Genomic DNA, 15193 nt, shown 5'->3' on the forward strand with positions numbered 1-15193 from the left:
CCGCAGGGTCGGCCTGGCCGCGCCGCTTCGCGTCGGTGCCGCAGTCACGCTGGTGTTCGTCGTCGGAGGCCTGGTCGGCCAGCACGATGTCGCGGGGTTCGCCGCCTTGGGAGCGCTGGTGTCGGCGGGCCAGCCGGCGCCCTCGTCGTCGAGCACCTCCCAGCCACGGCCGTCCCGGCGCACACCGTGCACCGCGACCTGGGCCCACTCGAGCCGCGAACGCCGCACGAGTTCGTCGATCAGCACCTGGTATCCGCCGTCGACGGCACCGAACACGGACCCGGGCTGCGGCGGTGGCAGTGCCCTGGTCACCGCCTCGGTGAGGTTGCGGGCGCCGCCATCGAGGGCCGCGGCGACCGTCGGCGCTCCCGCGCGGAGACCGATGGTCGCCGCCGAGCCGGCGTACACCCCGGCCAGCAGCGGATCGACCGAGCGGAGCACGACCTGTTCACCGAACCGGTCGCCGACGAGGTCGGCGACCGACGGGTCGGCGCCGTGGCGCCAGGAGAAGGGGCGCCGTGGCTCGTCGAGCATCCACCGGATCGTCGCGTCGTCCACCAGCCCGGCGAGCGCGGCAGGCTGCGACGGAATGCCCTGCACGGTGTCCTTGGGCAGCGGGTGCAGCCGTCCCTCGCTGTAGATCAGCGGCCGTGCACCCGAGGTGGCGATCTGCCTGCCGGCCAGGCCGAGTTCGGCCAGCAGTGCCGGCACTTCCGGTCTGCGCGCGACGAACGCCTCGGCACCGACGTCGAGCAGCTGCCCGCCGATGCGTTCGGTGCGCAGCACCCCGCCGAGCCGATCGGCGGGGTCGAGCACCGTGATCGACGCGTCCGGGCCCGCCGCCACCCGCAGCCGGTACGCGGCGGTCAGACCCGAGATACCGCCGCCGACAACGCAATACCGCAGCGGAGCCGCTGCGTTCACAGCTCGTGCACCAGCGCCACGGCGTCGCTGATCACGGCAGGGTCGGTGGCCGGCAGCACGCCATGGCCGAGGTTGAACACATGCCCGGCCGCGCCGGCGTCGACCGCACGCCTGCCGTCCTCGACGACCGCCCGTACCGCGCGTTCCACCACCGGCCAGCCCGCCAGCAGCACCACCGGGTCCAGGTTGCCCTGCAGCGCGGTGCCCGGCCGCACCCGCGCCGCGGCGTCGGTCAGCGCCGTGCGCCAGTCCACTCCCACCACCGCGGGCACGCCGTGACCGGTCACCGCCTCCGACATCGCGCCCAGCAGTTCGGCGGTGCCGACCCCGAAGTGCGTCATCGGCACCCCGTACTCGGCCAGCGACGCGAACACCCGCGCGCTGTGCGGCAGCACGTAGGCGCGGTAGTCGGCCAGCGACAGCGTCCCGGCCCACGAGTCGAACACCTGGATGGCGTCGACTCCGGCGTCGAGCTGGGTGCGCAGGAACGCGATCGTGACGTCGGTCAGCGCCGACATCAACGCGTGCCAGGTGGCGGTGTCGCCGAGCATCATCGCCTTGGTGCGCTCGTGGTTGCGGCTCGGACCGCCCTCGACGAGGTAGGACGCCAGCGTGAACGGGGCGCCGGCGAACCCGATCAGCGGCACGTCGCCGAGCTCGGTGACCAGCCGGCCGACCGCGGTCGCCACGGGCGCCACCTGCGCGGCTTCCAGCGGCCTGATCCCCGCGACGTCGCCTGCCGTGCGGATCGGGTGCGCGATCACCGGCCCGACGTCGGGAACGATGTCCAGGTCGATGCCTGCGGCGCGCAGCGGCACCACGATGTCGGAGAACAGGATCGCCGCGTCGACGCCGTGCCTGCGCACCGGCTGCAGCGTGATCTCGGTGATCAGGTCGGCGTCGAAACAGGCCTGCATCATGGTGTTCCTGGACCGCAGCTCCCGGTACTCGGGCAGCGACCGCCCCGCCTGCCGCATCATCCACACCGGCACCCGGAGGGGCTTGCGACCGGCGACTGCGGCCAGGTAGGGGGATTCGGGCAGCTCGCGGCGCGTGTTCATCGCCCACCATGCTGCCATGCCGGGTCGCCCCCGGATCGGCGCGCCATGAGCACAGACGTGGCCGAATCGGCTAGCGTCAAACGACGTGACCACCGCCGAACCGGCCCAATTCCGAGAAGCGGTGGCGGCGATGAATGCCACCACCGTACGGCCGGAGATCGAGCTGGGCCCGATCCGGCCGCCGCAGCGCCTGGCGCCGTTCAGCTATGCGCTGGGCGCCGAGGTCAAGCACGCCGAGACGGCGATCATCCCCGAGCGCTCCGAGGGCGACGCGTTCGGCCGGCTGATTCTGCTGCACGATCCCGAAGGCGCCGACGCGTGGGACGGCACGATGCGGCTCGTCGCCTACATCCAGGCCGATCTGGATTCCTCCGAGGCGGTGGATCCGCTGCTGCCCGAGGTCGCGTGGAGCTGGCTCGTCGACGCGCTGAACGAGCGGGCCGAACACGTCACCGCGCTCGGCGGCACCGTCACGGCCACCACCTCGGTGCGCTACGGCGACATCTCGGGGCCACCCCGCGCGCACCAGCTGGAGCTGCGCGCCTCCTGGACGGCCACCGACCTGGATCTCGGCCCCCACGTGGAGGCGTTCTGCGAGGTGCTCGAGCACGCCGCGGGACTGCCGCCCACCGGCGTGACCGATCTGAGCTCGCGTACCCGCGCCTGAACACGATGTCCGAACCAGAGACAGCAGGCTCGTCCGTGGACGCCGACGCCGCCGACGAGCAGATCCCGGACGCCGAACCGCTGCTGGCCCCCCGCGACGGGGTGCCCGGCGTGTCCGTCAGCCGCTACGAGATCGCCGCGGCCGCGGACCTGCTGGGGTCCGGGCACGGGCCGTTCGCGGTCGACGCCGAGCGCGCGTCGGGGTTCCGGTACTCGAACCGCGCCTATCTGGTCCAGATCCGGCGGGCGGGCGCGGGCACCGTGCTGATCGACCCCGTCAGCCACGGCGGCGATCCGCTGGAGGTGCTCGCGCCCGTGGCCGAGGTGTTGTCCGACGCGGAGTGGGTGCTGCACGCCGCCGACCAGGACCTGCCGTGCCTGGCCGAGATCGGCATGCGGCCGCCGTCGCTGTACGACACCGAACTCGCGGGCCGGCTGGCCAACTACGAGCGCGTCAACCTCGCCGCGATGGTGCAGCGCCTGCTGGGCCTGCAGCTGACCAAGGGCCACGGCGCCGCGGACTGGTCGAAACGGCCGCTGCCCGCCGAGTGGCTGAACTACGCCGCGCTGGACGTCGAGGTGCTCATCGACCTGCGCGACGCGGTCGCCCAGGTGTTGCAGGAGCAGGGCAAATCGGACTGGGCGGCACAGGAATTCGAGTTTCTGCGGACCTTCGAGCCGGCCCCGACCAGACGCGACCGCTGGCGGCGCACCTCGGGCATCCACAAGGTCCGCGATCCGCGGGCACTGGCCGCGGTGCGGGAGCTGTGGACCACCCGGGACCAGATCGCGCGCCGCCGCGACATCGCCCCGGGCCGGATCCTGCCCGACAGCGCGATCGTCAACGCGGCGACCGTCAACCCAGATACCGTCGAAAAGCTGACCGCGCTACCGATTTTCGGCGGTTCCAAGCAGCGGCGCAGCGCTCAAGTGTGGCTGGACGCGTTGGCCCGCGCCCGGGCGGCCGACCCACCGGATACGCAGGAACCGTCCAACGGTCCTCCGCCGGCGTCCCGGTGGGCGCGCCGCAAGCCCGAGGCGGCCGCCCGGCTGGAAGCCGTGCGCGCCGAGTTGTCCGCGCTCGCACAACGGGTTTCGGTACCCGTCGAGAACCTGCTGTCCCCGGAGATCGTGCGACGGCTGTGCTGGGACTGGCAGCCCGTCGACGGCATCGACGGCACCGCGGCCGCCGTGGAGGCCTTCCTGCGTAATTCCGCGGCACGTCAGTGGCAGCGCGAACTGACCGTCCCGGTGCTGGCGAAAGCGTTGACCACCGCCGGGTGAGACCTGGCCGGGCCTGCCGTCCCCGGTGATCAGCCGAACGCGCGCGCCAGGAACGGCGTCGAGTCGGGTATCGACTCCAGCACCGTGCCGCTGTGGTCGGCGTCCGGGTACACCTTGAGTGTCACGTCCTCGCCGTTGCCCTGCAGCCGTTCGGCGAACCGCAGCGTCAGGTTCGGAGGCACGTCGCGGTCCTGCATGCCGACTCCGAGGAACACCGGCCGGTCATAGCCGGATACCGGGATCCCCATGAACGCATCGATCGCCTCGTCGGCACCGGGGATCGACAGCAGCGGCGCGGTGAAGAACGCGGGAACGGTCACCCCGTCCAATTCAGCGGGAAGGTCTCGGGCACAGACGGTTTCGGCCTTGTCCGCGGCGTCCCGGCCCGCCGGGGTCAGCACCCGGTTCAGGTCGAGGTCGGGTCGCGCCTCGCGCAGCGCCGCGACGATGTATGCGGTGTAGGCGCTGCCCATCGGCCCGAGCTCGGGCGGAAGGGCCATGTCGGGGCCGGCCTGTTTGACGATGGTCTCGACGCCGGCCGGGGTGCCGGTGGCGACCACACCGCGGTAGTCCAGCCCGTGCCCGGCACCGAACTCGGTGGCCCACCGGGCCGTCGCGACGGCGGCTCCCCCGCCCTGCGACTGCCCGACGACCGCCCACTTCGGGGACAGATCCAGCCCCATCTCGTGTGCGGCGATCACCGAGTCCACCACCGAACGCGCGGTCGTCCGGCTGTTGAGGTAGCTCATCAGCCCCGGTGTGCCGAGTCCGGTGTAGTCGCTGCCCACCACCGCGTAACCCTGCTCGAGCCAGTGCGACAGGTACTCCCCGTCGCGGCCGGTGCGGGGCAACGCCGAGGGCGTGCAGTCGTCACCGAGCCCGACGGTGCCGTGCGCCCACGCCACCACGGGCCAACCACCCTGGGGCACAGCCGTTCTGGGAATGAAGACCACCGCGGTGCTCACCGCCGGGCGGTCGTGCTGGTCGATTGTGGAGTACAGGATGCGGTAGGCCGCGCCGGCGCCGGCCACCGACAGCGCGGGATCCAGCGGGACCGTCTCAAGCAGCGTGCCCGGCGCCGCCGCAGGCACGTCGCGCACCCGGGCATCCAGACCCGACCACACGGGTGTCGCGGCGTCCGCGGCGGGGGCACAGCCCACCAGCGCAGCCGTCGTCAGCAGTGCCGCGCCCATGAGGCGGGCGGAGTGGGATCCGATCACGGTCAGTCGACGCGCTCGCTGACCTCGGGCTCGCCGGCCGTGGCGCCGAGCGCGGCCACCCAACCGGTGATCTGGCGGGCGATGTTGCGTTCGGTCAGTCCGACCGCGGCCAGCACCTCACCACGCGAGGCGTGTGCGAAGAACTCCTGGGGCAGCGCGGCGTCACGGCACGGCACGTCGATCTCCTTGCCCCGCAACGCAGCCGACACCGCCGACCCGACACCGCCGTGGCCGCCGTTGTCCTCGAGAGTGACGACGAGCTTGTGCCGGACCGCCAGGGTGGCGATCTGCTCGGGGACGGGCAGCACCCACCGCGGGTCCACCACGGTCACACCGATGCCCTGGTTGCGCAGCCGCTCCGCGGTCGCCAGCGCCATCGCGGCGAACGGGCCGACGGCGACCATCAGCACGTCCTCGGACATCCCGTCGGCCGGCACCGCAAGGATGTCCACCCCGTCGCGTCGTTCGATCGCCGGAATGTCCTCGCCGACATCGCCTTTCGGGAATCTGATGGCGGTGGGGCCGTCGTCGGTCTCGACGGCTTCACCGAGTTCCTCACGCAGCCGCGCGCCGTCGCGCGGCGCCGCGACCCGCATACCGGGCACGATGCCCAGGATCGACAGGTCCCACATGCCGTTGTGGCTGGCGCCGTCGGGTCCGGTGATCCCGGACCGGTCCAGCACCAGCGTCACCGGCAGCTTGTGCAGCGCGACGTCCATCAGCATCTGGTCGAACGCGCGGTTGAGGAACGTCGAGTAGATCGCCACCACGGGGTGCATGCCCCCCATCGCCAGCCCCGCGGCCGACGTCATCGCGTGTTGCTCGGCGATGCCCACGTCGAAGAACCGGTCCGGGAAGCGTTCACGGAACGCGCTCAGTCCGGTCGGTCCGGGCATCGCCGCGGTGATCGCGACGACGTCGCGGCGCTTGCCCGCGATCCGGATCAGCGCCTCGGAGAACGTCGACGTCCACCCCGGGCCGGGCACCGAGGTGGCCAGGCCGGTCTCGGGATCGATGACGCCGCAGGCGTGCATCTGGTCGTCTTCGTCGTTCTCGGCGGGCGCATAGCCCATGCCCTTGCGGGTCACGACGTGCACCACGACCGGGGCATTGAACGCGCGGGCGTGGCGCAGCGCGCTCTCCACGGCGTGCTCGTCGTGGCCGTCGATCGGGCCCACGTACTTCAGGCCCAGGTCGGTGAACATCACCTGCGGCGACAGCGCGTCCTTGATACCGGCCTTGATGCTGTGCATGCACTGGTAGCAGAACTCGCCGATCATCGGCACGCCGCGCACCGCCCTGCGGCTCTCTTCGAGGAAGCGCTCGTATCCCGGTTGCAGGCGCAGCCCGGCCAGGTGCTCGGCGAAACCGCCGATCGTCGGGGCATAGCTGCGGCCGTTGTCGTTGACCACGATCACCACCGGACGCCGCGACGCCGCGATGTTGTTCATCGCCTCCCAGCACATCCCACCGGTCAGCGCGCCGTCCCCGACCACGGCCACCACATGCCGGTTGCGGTGCCCGGACAGCTCGAAGGCCTTCGCCAGACCGTCGGCATACGACAGGGCCGAGCTGGCGTGGCTGGATTCCACCCAGTCGTGCTCGCTCTCGGAGCGCGACGGGTAGCCGGACAGGCCGTCCTTCTTGCGCAGCGAACCGAAATCCTGGCTGCGGCCGGTGAGCATCTTGTGCACGTAGGCCTGATGCCCGGTGTCGAACACGATCGGGTCGTGCGGGGAATCGAAGACCCGGTGCAGCGCCAGCGTCAACTCGACAACGCCGAGGTTGGGTCCCAGGTGCCCACCCGTCGCCGCGACCTTGTGGATCAGGAAGTCACGGATTTCGCGGGCCAGGTCCTCCAGCTGTGCCTGCGACAGGTGCTGCAGATCAGCGGGACCGCGGATCTGTTCAAGCATCCCGCCAGTCTACGCACGGCCGTCACCGTCAGTCCTGTCGAGTCTGGTACACATCCGGCACGCCGTCGTGGTCGGCGTCCGCCGTCTCCTCCTGGTGTATGCGCCGGTAGACGCGGTTTCTGGCCAGCAGCAGCACGGTCGCCAACCCGGCGGCCAGCAGTGATCCGGACAACACCCCGACCTTTACGAATTCGTGACGTTCGGATCCGTAGCCGTACGCGAGATCCCCGATCAGCAACGACACCGTGAAACCGATCCCGGCCAGCAACGCCACACCGAGGACGTCGACCCATCGCAGCGCACTGTCCAGATTGGCGCGGGTGACCGCGGCGAGCACGCGGGTGGTCAGGAAGATCCCGATCGGCTTACCGGCCACCAGACCCGCGACGATGCCCAGCGTGATCGGATCCTGCAGCGCGCGTGCGAGCCCACTCAGCCCACCGAGGTCGACACCGGCGGCGAAGAACGCGAACACCGGTATCGCCAGCCCCGCCGAGATCGGCCTGAGCCGGTGTTCGAAGTGCTCGGCCAGCCCCGGCCCGGCGTCCGGCCCGCCGGCGGCCTTGCTGCGCACGACCGGCACCAGGAAGCCGAGCAGGACGCCGGCCACGGTGGCGTGGACGCCGGACTCGTGCACCAGCGCCCACGTCACGACCGCCAGTGGGATGAGCAACCACCACGACCGCACCCGGCGCTGCACGCAGATCCCGAACAGCGTCAGCGGCACGGCGGCCAGTGCCAGCGCGCCGACGTTGATGTCGTCGGTGTAGAAGACCGCGATGACGGTGACCGCCAGCAGATCGTCCACCACGGCCAACGTCAGCAGGAAGGTCCGCAACGCCGACGGCAGATGCGTGGAGATCACCGCGAGCACCGCCACGGCGAAGGCGATGTCCGTCGCGGTCGGAATGGCCCAGCCCTGCAGGGCGTCGCCGCCCACCGGCGCAGTGAACGCGACGAAGATCAGCGCCGGCACCACCATCCCGCCGACCGCGGCCGCGATCGGCAGCGCCGCCTTACTGGGATCACGCAGATCCCCGGCGACGAACTCGCGTTTCAGCTCCAGGCCCACCACGAAGAAGAAGATGGCGAGTAGCCCGTCGGCAGCCCACGTGCCGACCGAGAGCATCAGGTGCAGGCCGAACGGCTCTCCACCGATTTCGGCGTCGCGCAACGCGAAGTAGCCGTCCGACCACGGCGAATTCGCCCACACCAGCGCCGCGGTCGCCGCGATGAGCAGGATCACCCCGCCGACGGTCTCCTTGCGCAGGATCTCGGTGACCCGGCTGGTCTCCGACCACGAACCGCGGGAGAAGAGTCGATTACGTCGCGTGCTGGGATCGGGCGTCACAAGTCGGCCTCACTGGTCGTCGGTGAATACGGGGAATACACGCCGACCAGACTTCCCGGCACACCTGAGAACGGCCACGATACTACCGGGTGAGCACGACGGCACACTCGACGTGATGGGTCAGCGGGAACGAGTCGAACACCCGCAACTCCTCCACCGCGTACCCGTGCGCCTGGTACAGGCCCACGTCCCGTGCGAATGACGCTGCCTCGCAACCGATGTGAATGATGCGGGGTACTTCGGCGGCGGCCAGCAGATCGATGACCTCGCGACCGGCGCCGGTGCGGGGCGGATCCAGGACGGCGACGTCGGCGCGGCTCCGCCGGCCGGACAGGGCGCGGCGCACCGAATCGGTGACCACGGTCACGTTGCCGAGGTCGGCAAGTGCGGCACGCGCCGACCGGGATGCGCCGCGGGAGGTGTCCACGGTCAGCACCGCGCCCCCGTCGCCGACGCCGCGGGCCAGTGCGGCGGCGAAAACCCCCGCACCGCCGTACAGGTCCCACACGGTCATGCCCGCCTCCAGCTGGGCCCACTGCGCGACCAGCCCGCTGTAGAGCGCGGGCGCGTCGCGGTGGGCCTGCCAGAACGCGGTGACCGGGAGCTGCCAGGAACGGCCGCCGACCCGCTGCACCGCCTCGTAGTCGCCCTCCACGACGGTGGTGCGCCGGCCGCGTCCGGCGTGCGCGATGTGCCGGTTGCCGTCGTCGTCGACGACGACATGGACCGCGCTGTCGGCCGGACACCGCATGTCGGCCAGGTCGTCGAGCATGCCGGCGGGCAGCTGGGCACAGTCGAGCCGGTGCACCAGCTCGGCGCTGTGGTAGCGGTGGAAGCCGACGCGGCCGTCGGCGGATGTGTCGAGCCGCACCCTGGTGCGCCACCCGGTGGCGCCGCCGTCCCCGACCGGTTCGGCGGTGGCCTCCGCCTCGTCGCGCCAGCGATAATTACCAAGGCGGGCAAGCTGATTCGCGACAACAGCACCTTTGATCCGGCGTACCGCCGACGGTTCGGCGAAGGCCAGGTCGCAGCAGCCCGACCCCTCCGCCCCGGCGATCGGGCAGATCGGGTCGACCCGGTCGGGCGAGGCCTCGAGCACCTCGACCGTCTCGGCGTTCCAGTAGGACCCGCGGTCCCCCACCAACCGGGCCCGGACCGTCTCCCCGGGCAACGCGTGGCGGACGAACACCACCCGGCCGTCGTGGCGCGCGACACAGCTGCCGCCGTTGGCCGCGGCGGTGGTGGTCAACACGAGGTCGTCGCTCAATCCAGGAACCCTTTACGCGCATCTCCCGGCGCGGACTGCGGCGCCAGCTTCTTGAGTCGTTCCGACGAAGTCAACTGCCACGGAACCGAAGTCACCATCACGTTGGGCTCGAACAGCAGCCGGCCCTTCAGGCGCAGCGCGCTCTGGTTGTGCAGCACCTGTTCCCACCAGTGCCCGACGACGTACTCGGGGATGAACACGGTGACGACCGTGCGCGGCGAGTCCTTGCTCACCCGTTTGACGTAGTCGAGCACCGGGCGGGTGATCTCCCGGTACGGCGAGGCGATCACCTTCAACGGCACGCTGATGTCGCTGTGCTCCCACTTGTGTACGAGCTGGCGGGTCTCGGCGTCGTCCACGCTGACCGTGATCGCCTCCAGCACATCGGGTCTGGTGGCCCGTGCGTACGCCAGCGCCCGCAGCGTGGGCAGATGCAGGTTGGACACCAGCACGACCGCGTGGTTGCGGCTGGGCAGCACGATGTCCTCGGTCTCGGCCGCCTGCGCGTCCAGCTCCCGGCTGACCGCCGCGTAGTGCCGGTGGATCAGCTTCATGATCCCGAACAGCGCCGCCATCGCCAGGATCGCGATCCACGCCCCGACGACGAACTTGGTGATCACGACGATGACCAGCACGGTGCCCGTGCACACCAGGCCGACCGTGTTGATGACCCGGGCCCGCAGCATCCGCCCGCGCGCGGCAGGGTCGGTCTCCGTGCGCAGCAGCCGGGTCCAGTGCCGGACCATTCCGATCTGGCTCAGGGTGAACGACACGAACACCCCGACGATGTAGAGCTGGATCAGCGCGGTGACCTCGGCCTGGAAGGCGACCACGAACGCGATCGCGCCGAAGGCCAGGAACAGGATGCCGTTGGAGAAGGCCAGCCGGTCGCCACGGGTGTGCAGCTGCCGCGGCAGGAAACGGTCTTGCGCCAGAATCGATCCCAGCACCGGAAAGCCGTTGAACGCGGTGTTGGCGGCCAGCACCAGGATCAGCGCGGTGACGCCGGTGATGAGGAACAGCCCGGGCGGGAAGGTGTGGAACACCGTCTCGGCGAGCTGCGCGATCAGGGTCTTCTGGTGGTAGTCGGCCGGCGCGCCGTCGAGCTGTTCGAGAGGACGTTCGGCGATCTGCACGCCGATCGCCCTGGCCAGCAGGATGATCCCCATGAACAGCGTGATCGCGATCACGCCCAGCAGCAGCAGCGTGGTGGCCGCGTTGCGGGACTTGGGTTTACGGAACGCGGGCACACCGTTGCTGATCGCCTCGACGCCGGTCAGCGCCGCGCTGCCCGACGAGAACGCTCGCGCGACCAGGAACACCAGCGCGAAGCCCAGGATGTCGCCGTGTTCGGAATGCATCTCGAAGTCGGCGGATTCGGCCCGCAGCGGGGTGCCCAGCGCGTAGATCTGAAAGAAGCCCCAGCCCAGCATCAGGAACATGCCGAGCATGAACGCGTAGGTGGGAATCGCGAAGGCCGTGCCGGATTCGCGGATACCGCGCATGTTCAGCGAGGCCAGCAGCAGGATCGCTACGACCGCGAACAGGACCTTGTGGTCGTTGACGAAGGGCACCGCAGACCCGATGTTCGACATCGCCGAGGACATCGACACCGCGACGGTCAACACGTAGTCCACCAGCAGCGCACTGGCCACGGTGAGACCGGCGGTGGGCCCGAGATTGGTTGTCACCACCTCGTAGTCCCCGCCGCCGGACGGGTAGGCGTGCACGTTCTGGCGATAGCTGGCGATCACGATCAGCATCACCGCCGCGACCGCCAGGCCGATCCACGGCGCCATCGAGTACGCGGCCAGGCCCGCGACCGACAACACCAGGAAGATCTCCTCGGGCGCGTACGCCGTCGAGGACAGCGCATCGGAGGCGAAGACCGGTAGCGCTATCCGTTTGGGCAGCAGCGTGTGCGACAGCTTGTCGCTGCGGAACGGCCGGCCCAGCACCAGTCGCCGGGTGACGGTCGAAAGCTTGGACACGAGTGCCAAGGGTAAGCCCGAAGACCCACCTCCGTCGGAAAGCGGTAGCGTTCCGGGTGCACGGGTTTTGCAGCGACCTCGGCCGGGAAAGGACCGTCAGGTGCGTGTAGTGGTGATGGGATGTGGCCGCGTCGGCGCCTCCCTTTCGGACAGCCTGGCCAGGATCGGCCACGACGTCGCCGTGATCGACCGCGACGGCACCGCGTTCCACCGGCTCTCCCCCGACTTCCCCGGTGAGCGGGTTCTCGGCATGGGATTCGACCGCGACGTGCTGATCCGCGCCGGCATCGAAGGCGCCTCGGCCTTCGCCGCCGTGTCCTCCGGCGACAACTCCAACATCATCTCTGCGCGGGTCGCCCGCGAGACCTTCGGCGTGCAACGCGTCGTGGCCCGCATCTACGACGCCAAGCGCGCGGCGGTCTACGAACGGCTCGGCATCCCCACCGTGGCCACCGTGCCGTGGACCACCGACCGGTTGCTCAACGTGCTGACGCGCGAGACCGAGACCACCAAGTGGCGCGATCCCACCGGGAACGTCGGGGTCACCGAGCTGGCACTGCACGAGGACTGGGTGGGCCGCCGCATCACCGACCTGGAATCGGCGACCTCGGGCCGGGTGGCGTTCATGATCCGTTTCGGCGCCGGGCTGCTGCCCGATGCGAAGACCGTCATCCAGGCCGGCGACCAGGTCTACCTCGCGGCGGTCTCCGGGCACATCGCCGAGGCGCTGGCGATCGCGGCACTGCCGCCGAGCGAGGAGGCCGACGCGTGAAAGTCGCGATCGCCGGGGCAGGCGCCGTGGGCAGGTCCATCGCCCGCGAGCTCGTCGAGCTGCACGAGGTCACCCTGCTCGAGCGCAACCCCGACCACATCGACGTCGAGGCGGTTCCCGCCGCGAACTGGCGGCTCGGCGACGCGTGCGAGCTCAGCCTGCTCGAATCGGTCAGGCTGGAGGAGTTCGACGTCGTGATCGCCGCCACCGGCGACGACAAGGCCAACGTCGTGGTCAGCCTGCTGGCCAAGACGGAGTTCGCGGTCCCGCGGGTGGTGGCGCGCGTCAACGACCCCCGCAACGAATGGCTCTTCGACGAGGCGTGGGGCGTCGACGTCGCGGTCTCGACACCGCGCATGCTGGCGTCCCTGGTGGAGGAGGCGGTGTCGGTCGGTGATCTGGTCCGGCTGATGGAGTTCCGCAAGGGGCAGGCCAACCTCGTCGAGATCACGCTGCCCGACGACACCCCGTGGGGCGGCAAACCGGTCAAACGCCTCGAGCTGCCCAGGGACGCGACCCTGGTGACCATCCTGCGGGGTCCGCGCGTGATCGTCCCCGAACGCGACGAGCCGCTGGAAGGCGGGGACGAGTTGCTGTTCGTCGCCGTCACCGAGGCCGAGGACGAGCTGCGGGCGCTGGTGCTCAACCCGCAGCAGCGGTAGCACCGTCAGTTCGGCTCGCGGGCGGCGTCGTCGACGTCGTCGCTGGTGGCCGGTTCCCGCAGACCACCTTCCCGCAGCGCCCGCTGAGCCGCCCGGATCGCGAGGTAGGTGACCAGCGCGGCCACCGCGGTCAGCGGCCATCCCATCGCGATGCGCGCCACCCCGAGCCAGCCGGTCTGATCGGCGTCGTAGAGGTGGTGCTGGACCACGAACCGTGACGTGAACACCGCGGCCCACACCAACGTCGCGACGTCGAAGGCGCGCACAGCCCGGCGCTCCTCGCGCCAGCGCCGGTCACCGACGTGCACCCAGCCCCAGATGTAGCCGACGACGGGCCGGCGCACCACCACCGACAGCGTGAACACGACCGCCCAGAACAACGACGTCCAGATGCCGAGCAGGAAATATCCCTTGGAGGCGCCGACCAGATAGGCGATCAACGCGCTGATGCCGACGGCGAAGAACCCGGAGATCGCCGGCTGCGCGGTCTCCCGACGGATCAGCCGCCAGATCAGGATCGCCGTGGCGACGGCCAGTGCGGCGCCGATGGCCGGCATCAGCCCGAACGCCGAGGAGACCGGGACGAACACGACGACGGGCAGAGACGAATAGATCAGGCCGCTGATGCCGCCCATCTGTTCCAGGACGGCGGCGCCGCGTAACGGAGAGGTCTCCTGCTTGCCCGGATCGGTGCCGGGGTCGCTCACTTCTGGATCTCGTAGTGGGGGTTGTAGATCGCCTTGGCTCCGTTGTCGAGCTTGCCGACCCGGCCGTGCACCTTCAGGGTGCGACCCGACTCGATGCCCGGGATGCGGCGCTGTCCCAACCACACCAGCATCACCGAGTCCGTGCCGTCGAACAGTTCCGCCTTGACCCCGCCCGCGCAGCTCTTGCCGTTGCACGCGACGCTGCGCAGGGTGCCGATCATCGTCACTTCCTGGCCGCGCTGACAGTCGATCGCCTTCTGGGCGCCTGTGCTGGCGGCTTCGTCGCTGAGCTCTTCGACGTCGAGTTGCTCCGGATCTTCGGTCAACCGACGGGTGAGCCGGCGAAGATATCCCTCGGCCGTGGCCATGGCCTCTCCTGACCTTCTGCCAATCCATATTCGTATGGATTCTGTTGAACCAACGCCACGGTAGACCTCTTGGTTCCCAGATGCTAACTACGGCGTGGGGTCGCGTCGCTGTGATTTCCACGACCGGGCACGATCGAAACATGACGGTCAATCTGCGCGGCGCCACCGCGGTCCTGTTGCCCGGAACGGGCTCCGACGACGACTTCGTCTACCGCGCGTTCGCCCCGGCGTTGCACGGGGCGGGTGCGGTCGTGGTCGCCCCGCCGCCGCAGCCGGACCGCCTCCTCGACGGCTACCGCGACGAGCTGCGCGACGCCGCACAGTCCGGACCGATCGTGGTGGGTGGGGTGTCGATCGGCGCGGCGGTGGCCGTGGAGTGGGCGCTCGCCCACCCGAACGAGGTGGTCGCGGTGCTGGCGGTGCTACCGGCCTGGACCGGGAACCCCGACACCGCCCCGGCCGCCGCGGCCGCGCGCTATTCGGCCGAGATGCTGCGCCGGGACGGACTGGCCGCAGCCATGACACAGATGCAGGCGACGAGCCCGCGTTGGCTCGCCGAGGAGCTGACCCGGTCGTGGCTCGGCCAATGGCCCGCGCTGCCGGACGCGCTGGACGAGGCGGCCCGGTACGTCGCGCCGACCAGCATCGAGCTCGAGCGCCTCAGCGCCCCGCTCGGCGTGGTGTCGGCCACCGACGATGCGGTGCACCCGATGGAGGTGGGCGTCGAGTGGGCCACCGCCGCACCGTGCGCGGCGCTGAGGACCCTCACCCTCGACGCGATCGGGGCCGATCCGGCGGTGCTCGGCGCCGAATGCCTCGGCGCGCTTGAGGAAGCTATCCGCCGGTGATGGTCCGCAGCTGCTGCATCGCCGACCCCTGCTCGACGGCGGCGGACTGTTCGGTGCGCGCAACATCCGCACCGTGGTCAAGGAACCCGTCGGGGTGGTCGCGGCGGTGACGCCGTCGAACTTCCCGATCGAGGTCATCCTCAACAAGCTGGGTCC

The 15193-nt window shown here is 70.5% G+C and carries 13 protein-coding genes and 2 pseudogenes; 6 read left to right on the forward strand and 9 right to left on the reverse strand.

Annotation, left to right across the window (positions count from 1 at the left end):
- Both ASJ79_RS04545 and hemE read right to left on the reverse strand, forming a co-directional pair.
- Positions 1 to 924 (reverse strand): FAD-dependent oxidoreductase (locus ASJ79_RS04545; protein WP_197420068.1); only part of this gene is annotated, 924 nt, incomplete at its 3' end.
- Complete coding sequence (gene hemE, locus ASJ79_RS04550) at positions 921 to 1985, reverse strand: uroporphyrinogen decarboxylase (RefSeq protein ID WP_067953553.1); 1065 nt, start codon at positions 1983 to 1985, stop codon at positions 921 to 923. The genes ASJ79_RS04545 and hemE, both read right to left, overlap by 4 nt.
- 85 nt (positions 1986 to 2070) lie before the next feature.
- Here hemE and ASJ79_RS04555 point away from each other — a divergent pair, with 85 nt between their 5' ends.
- Together ASJ79_RS04555 and ASJ79_RS04560 are read left to right on the forward strand one after the other, a co-directional pair.
- A complete protein-coding gene (locus ASJ79_RS04555; protein WP_067953554.1) occupies positions 2071 to 2652 on the forward strand; it encodes a DUF3000 domain-containing protein in 582 nt (193 codons plus the stop codon).
- Positions 2653 to 2657: 5 nt separating this feature from the next.
- Entirely contained in the window at positions 2658 to 3935 is a 1278-nt protein-coding gene (locus ASJ79_RS04560) for a ribonuclease D (protein WP_067953555.1), read from the forward strand.
- Positions 3936 to 3964: 29 nt separating this feature from the next.
- Here ASJ79_RS04560 and ASJ79_RS04565 read toward each other — a convergent pair whose 3' ends face one another.
- The 5 genes and pseudogenes from ASJ79_RS04565 to ASJ79_RS04585 all read right to left on the reverse strand — a co-directional run bounded on the left by ASJ79_RS04565 (position 3965) and on the right by ASJ79_RS04585 (position 11680).
- On the reverse strand, positions 3965 to 5128 hold the full coding sequence (locus ASJ79_RS04565; protein WP_067953556.1) for a S9 family peptidase: 1164 nt from the start codon (positions 5126 to 5128) through the stop codon (positions 3965 to 3967).
- 29 nt (positions 5129 to 5157) lie between these two features.
- Positions 5158 to 7071 carry a 1-deoxy-D-xylulose-5-phosphate synthase gene (dxs, locus tag ASJ79_RS04570; protein WP_067953557.1) on the reverse strand — a complete coding sequence of 638 codons (1914 nt, stop codon included), beginning with the start codon at positions 7069 to 7071 and terminating at the stop codon, positions 5158 to 5160.
- Between the two features lie 28 nt (positions 7072 to 7099).
- Positions 7100 to 8463, reverse strand: a pseudogene (gene nhaA / locus ASJ79_RS04575) (Na+/H+ antiporter NhaA).
- 41 nt (positions 8464 to 8504) lie between these two features.
- On the reverse strand, positions 8505 to 9689 hold the full coding sequence (locus ASJ79_RS04580) for a class I SAM-dependent RNA methyltransferase (protein ID WP_067953559.1): 1185 nt from the start codon (positions 9687 to 9689) through the stop codon (positions 8505 to 8507).
- Positions 9686 to 11680, reverse strand: coding sequence for an APC family permease (locus ASJ79_RS04585; RefSeq protein ID WP_067953560.1), 1995 nt, complete (start codon positions 11678 to 11680; stop codon positions 9686 to 9688). The genes ASJ79_RS04580 and ASJ79_RS04585 overlap by 4 nt, the downstream gene beginning before the upstream one ends.
- Before the next feature lie 100 nt (positions 11681 to 11780).
- Here ASJ79_RS04585 and ASJ79_RS04590 point away from each other — a divergent pair, with 100 nt between their 5' ends.
- Positions 11781 to 12452, forward strand: a complete 672-nt coding sequence (locus tag ASJ79_RS04590; protein ID WP_067953561.1) for a TrkA family potassium uptake protein — start codon at positions 11781 to 11783, stop codon at positions 12450 to 12452.
- A complete protein-coding gene (locus ASJ79_RS04595; protein ID WP_067953562.1) occupies positions 12449 to 13114 on the forward strand; it encodes a TrkA family potassium uptake protein in 666 nt (221 codons plus the stop codon). The genes ASJ79_RS04590 and ASJ79_RS04595 overlap by 4 nt, the downstream gene beginning before the upstream one ends.
- A gap of 5 nt (positions 13115 to 13119) precedes the next feature.
- Here the strand turns inward: ASJ79_RS04595 and ASJ79_RS04600 are convergent, their stop codons facing one another.
- Positions 13120 to 13821 carry a DUF3159 domain-containing protein gene (locus ASJ79_RS04600; RefSeq protein WP_067953563.1) on the reverse strand — a complete coding sequence of 234 codons (702 nt, stop codon included), beginning with the start codon at positions 13819 to 13821 and terminating at the stop codon, positions 13120 to 13122.
- Positions 13818 to 14189: an OB-fold nucleic acid binding domain-containing protein gene (locus ASJ79_RS04605; protein ID WP_067953564.1), complete on the reverse strand. Its 372-nt coding sequence runs from the start codon at positions 14187 to 14189 to the stop codon at positions 13818 to 13820. The genes ASJ79_RS04600 and ASJ79_RS04605 overlap by 4 nt, the downstream gene beginning before the upstream one ends.
- 140 nt (positions 14190 to 14329) lie before the next feature.
- On the opposite strand from ASJ79_RS04605, the gene ASJ79_RS04610 reads away from it, so the two are divergent.
- Positions 14330 to 15037, forward strand: a complete 708-nt coding sequence (locus ASJ79_RS04610; RefSeq protein WP_067953565.1) for an alpha/beta fold hydrolase — start codon at positions 14330 to 14332, stop codon at positions 15035 to 15037.
- 31 nt (positions 15038 to 15068) lie between these two features.
- Positions 15069 to 15193, forward strand: a pseudogene (locus ASJ79_RS34940) (aldehyde dehydrogenase family protein); the annotation flags it as partial.

Origin of the sequence: Mycobacterium sp. NAZ190054 (genome assembly GCF_001545925.1) — a bacterium.
In the GTDB taxonomy this organism is placed as follows: Bacteria; Actinomycetota; Actinomycetes; order Mycobacteriales; family Mycobacteriaceae; genus Mycobacterium.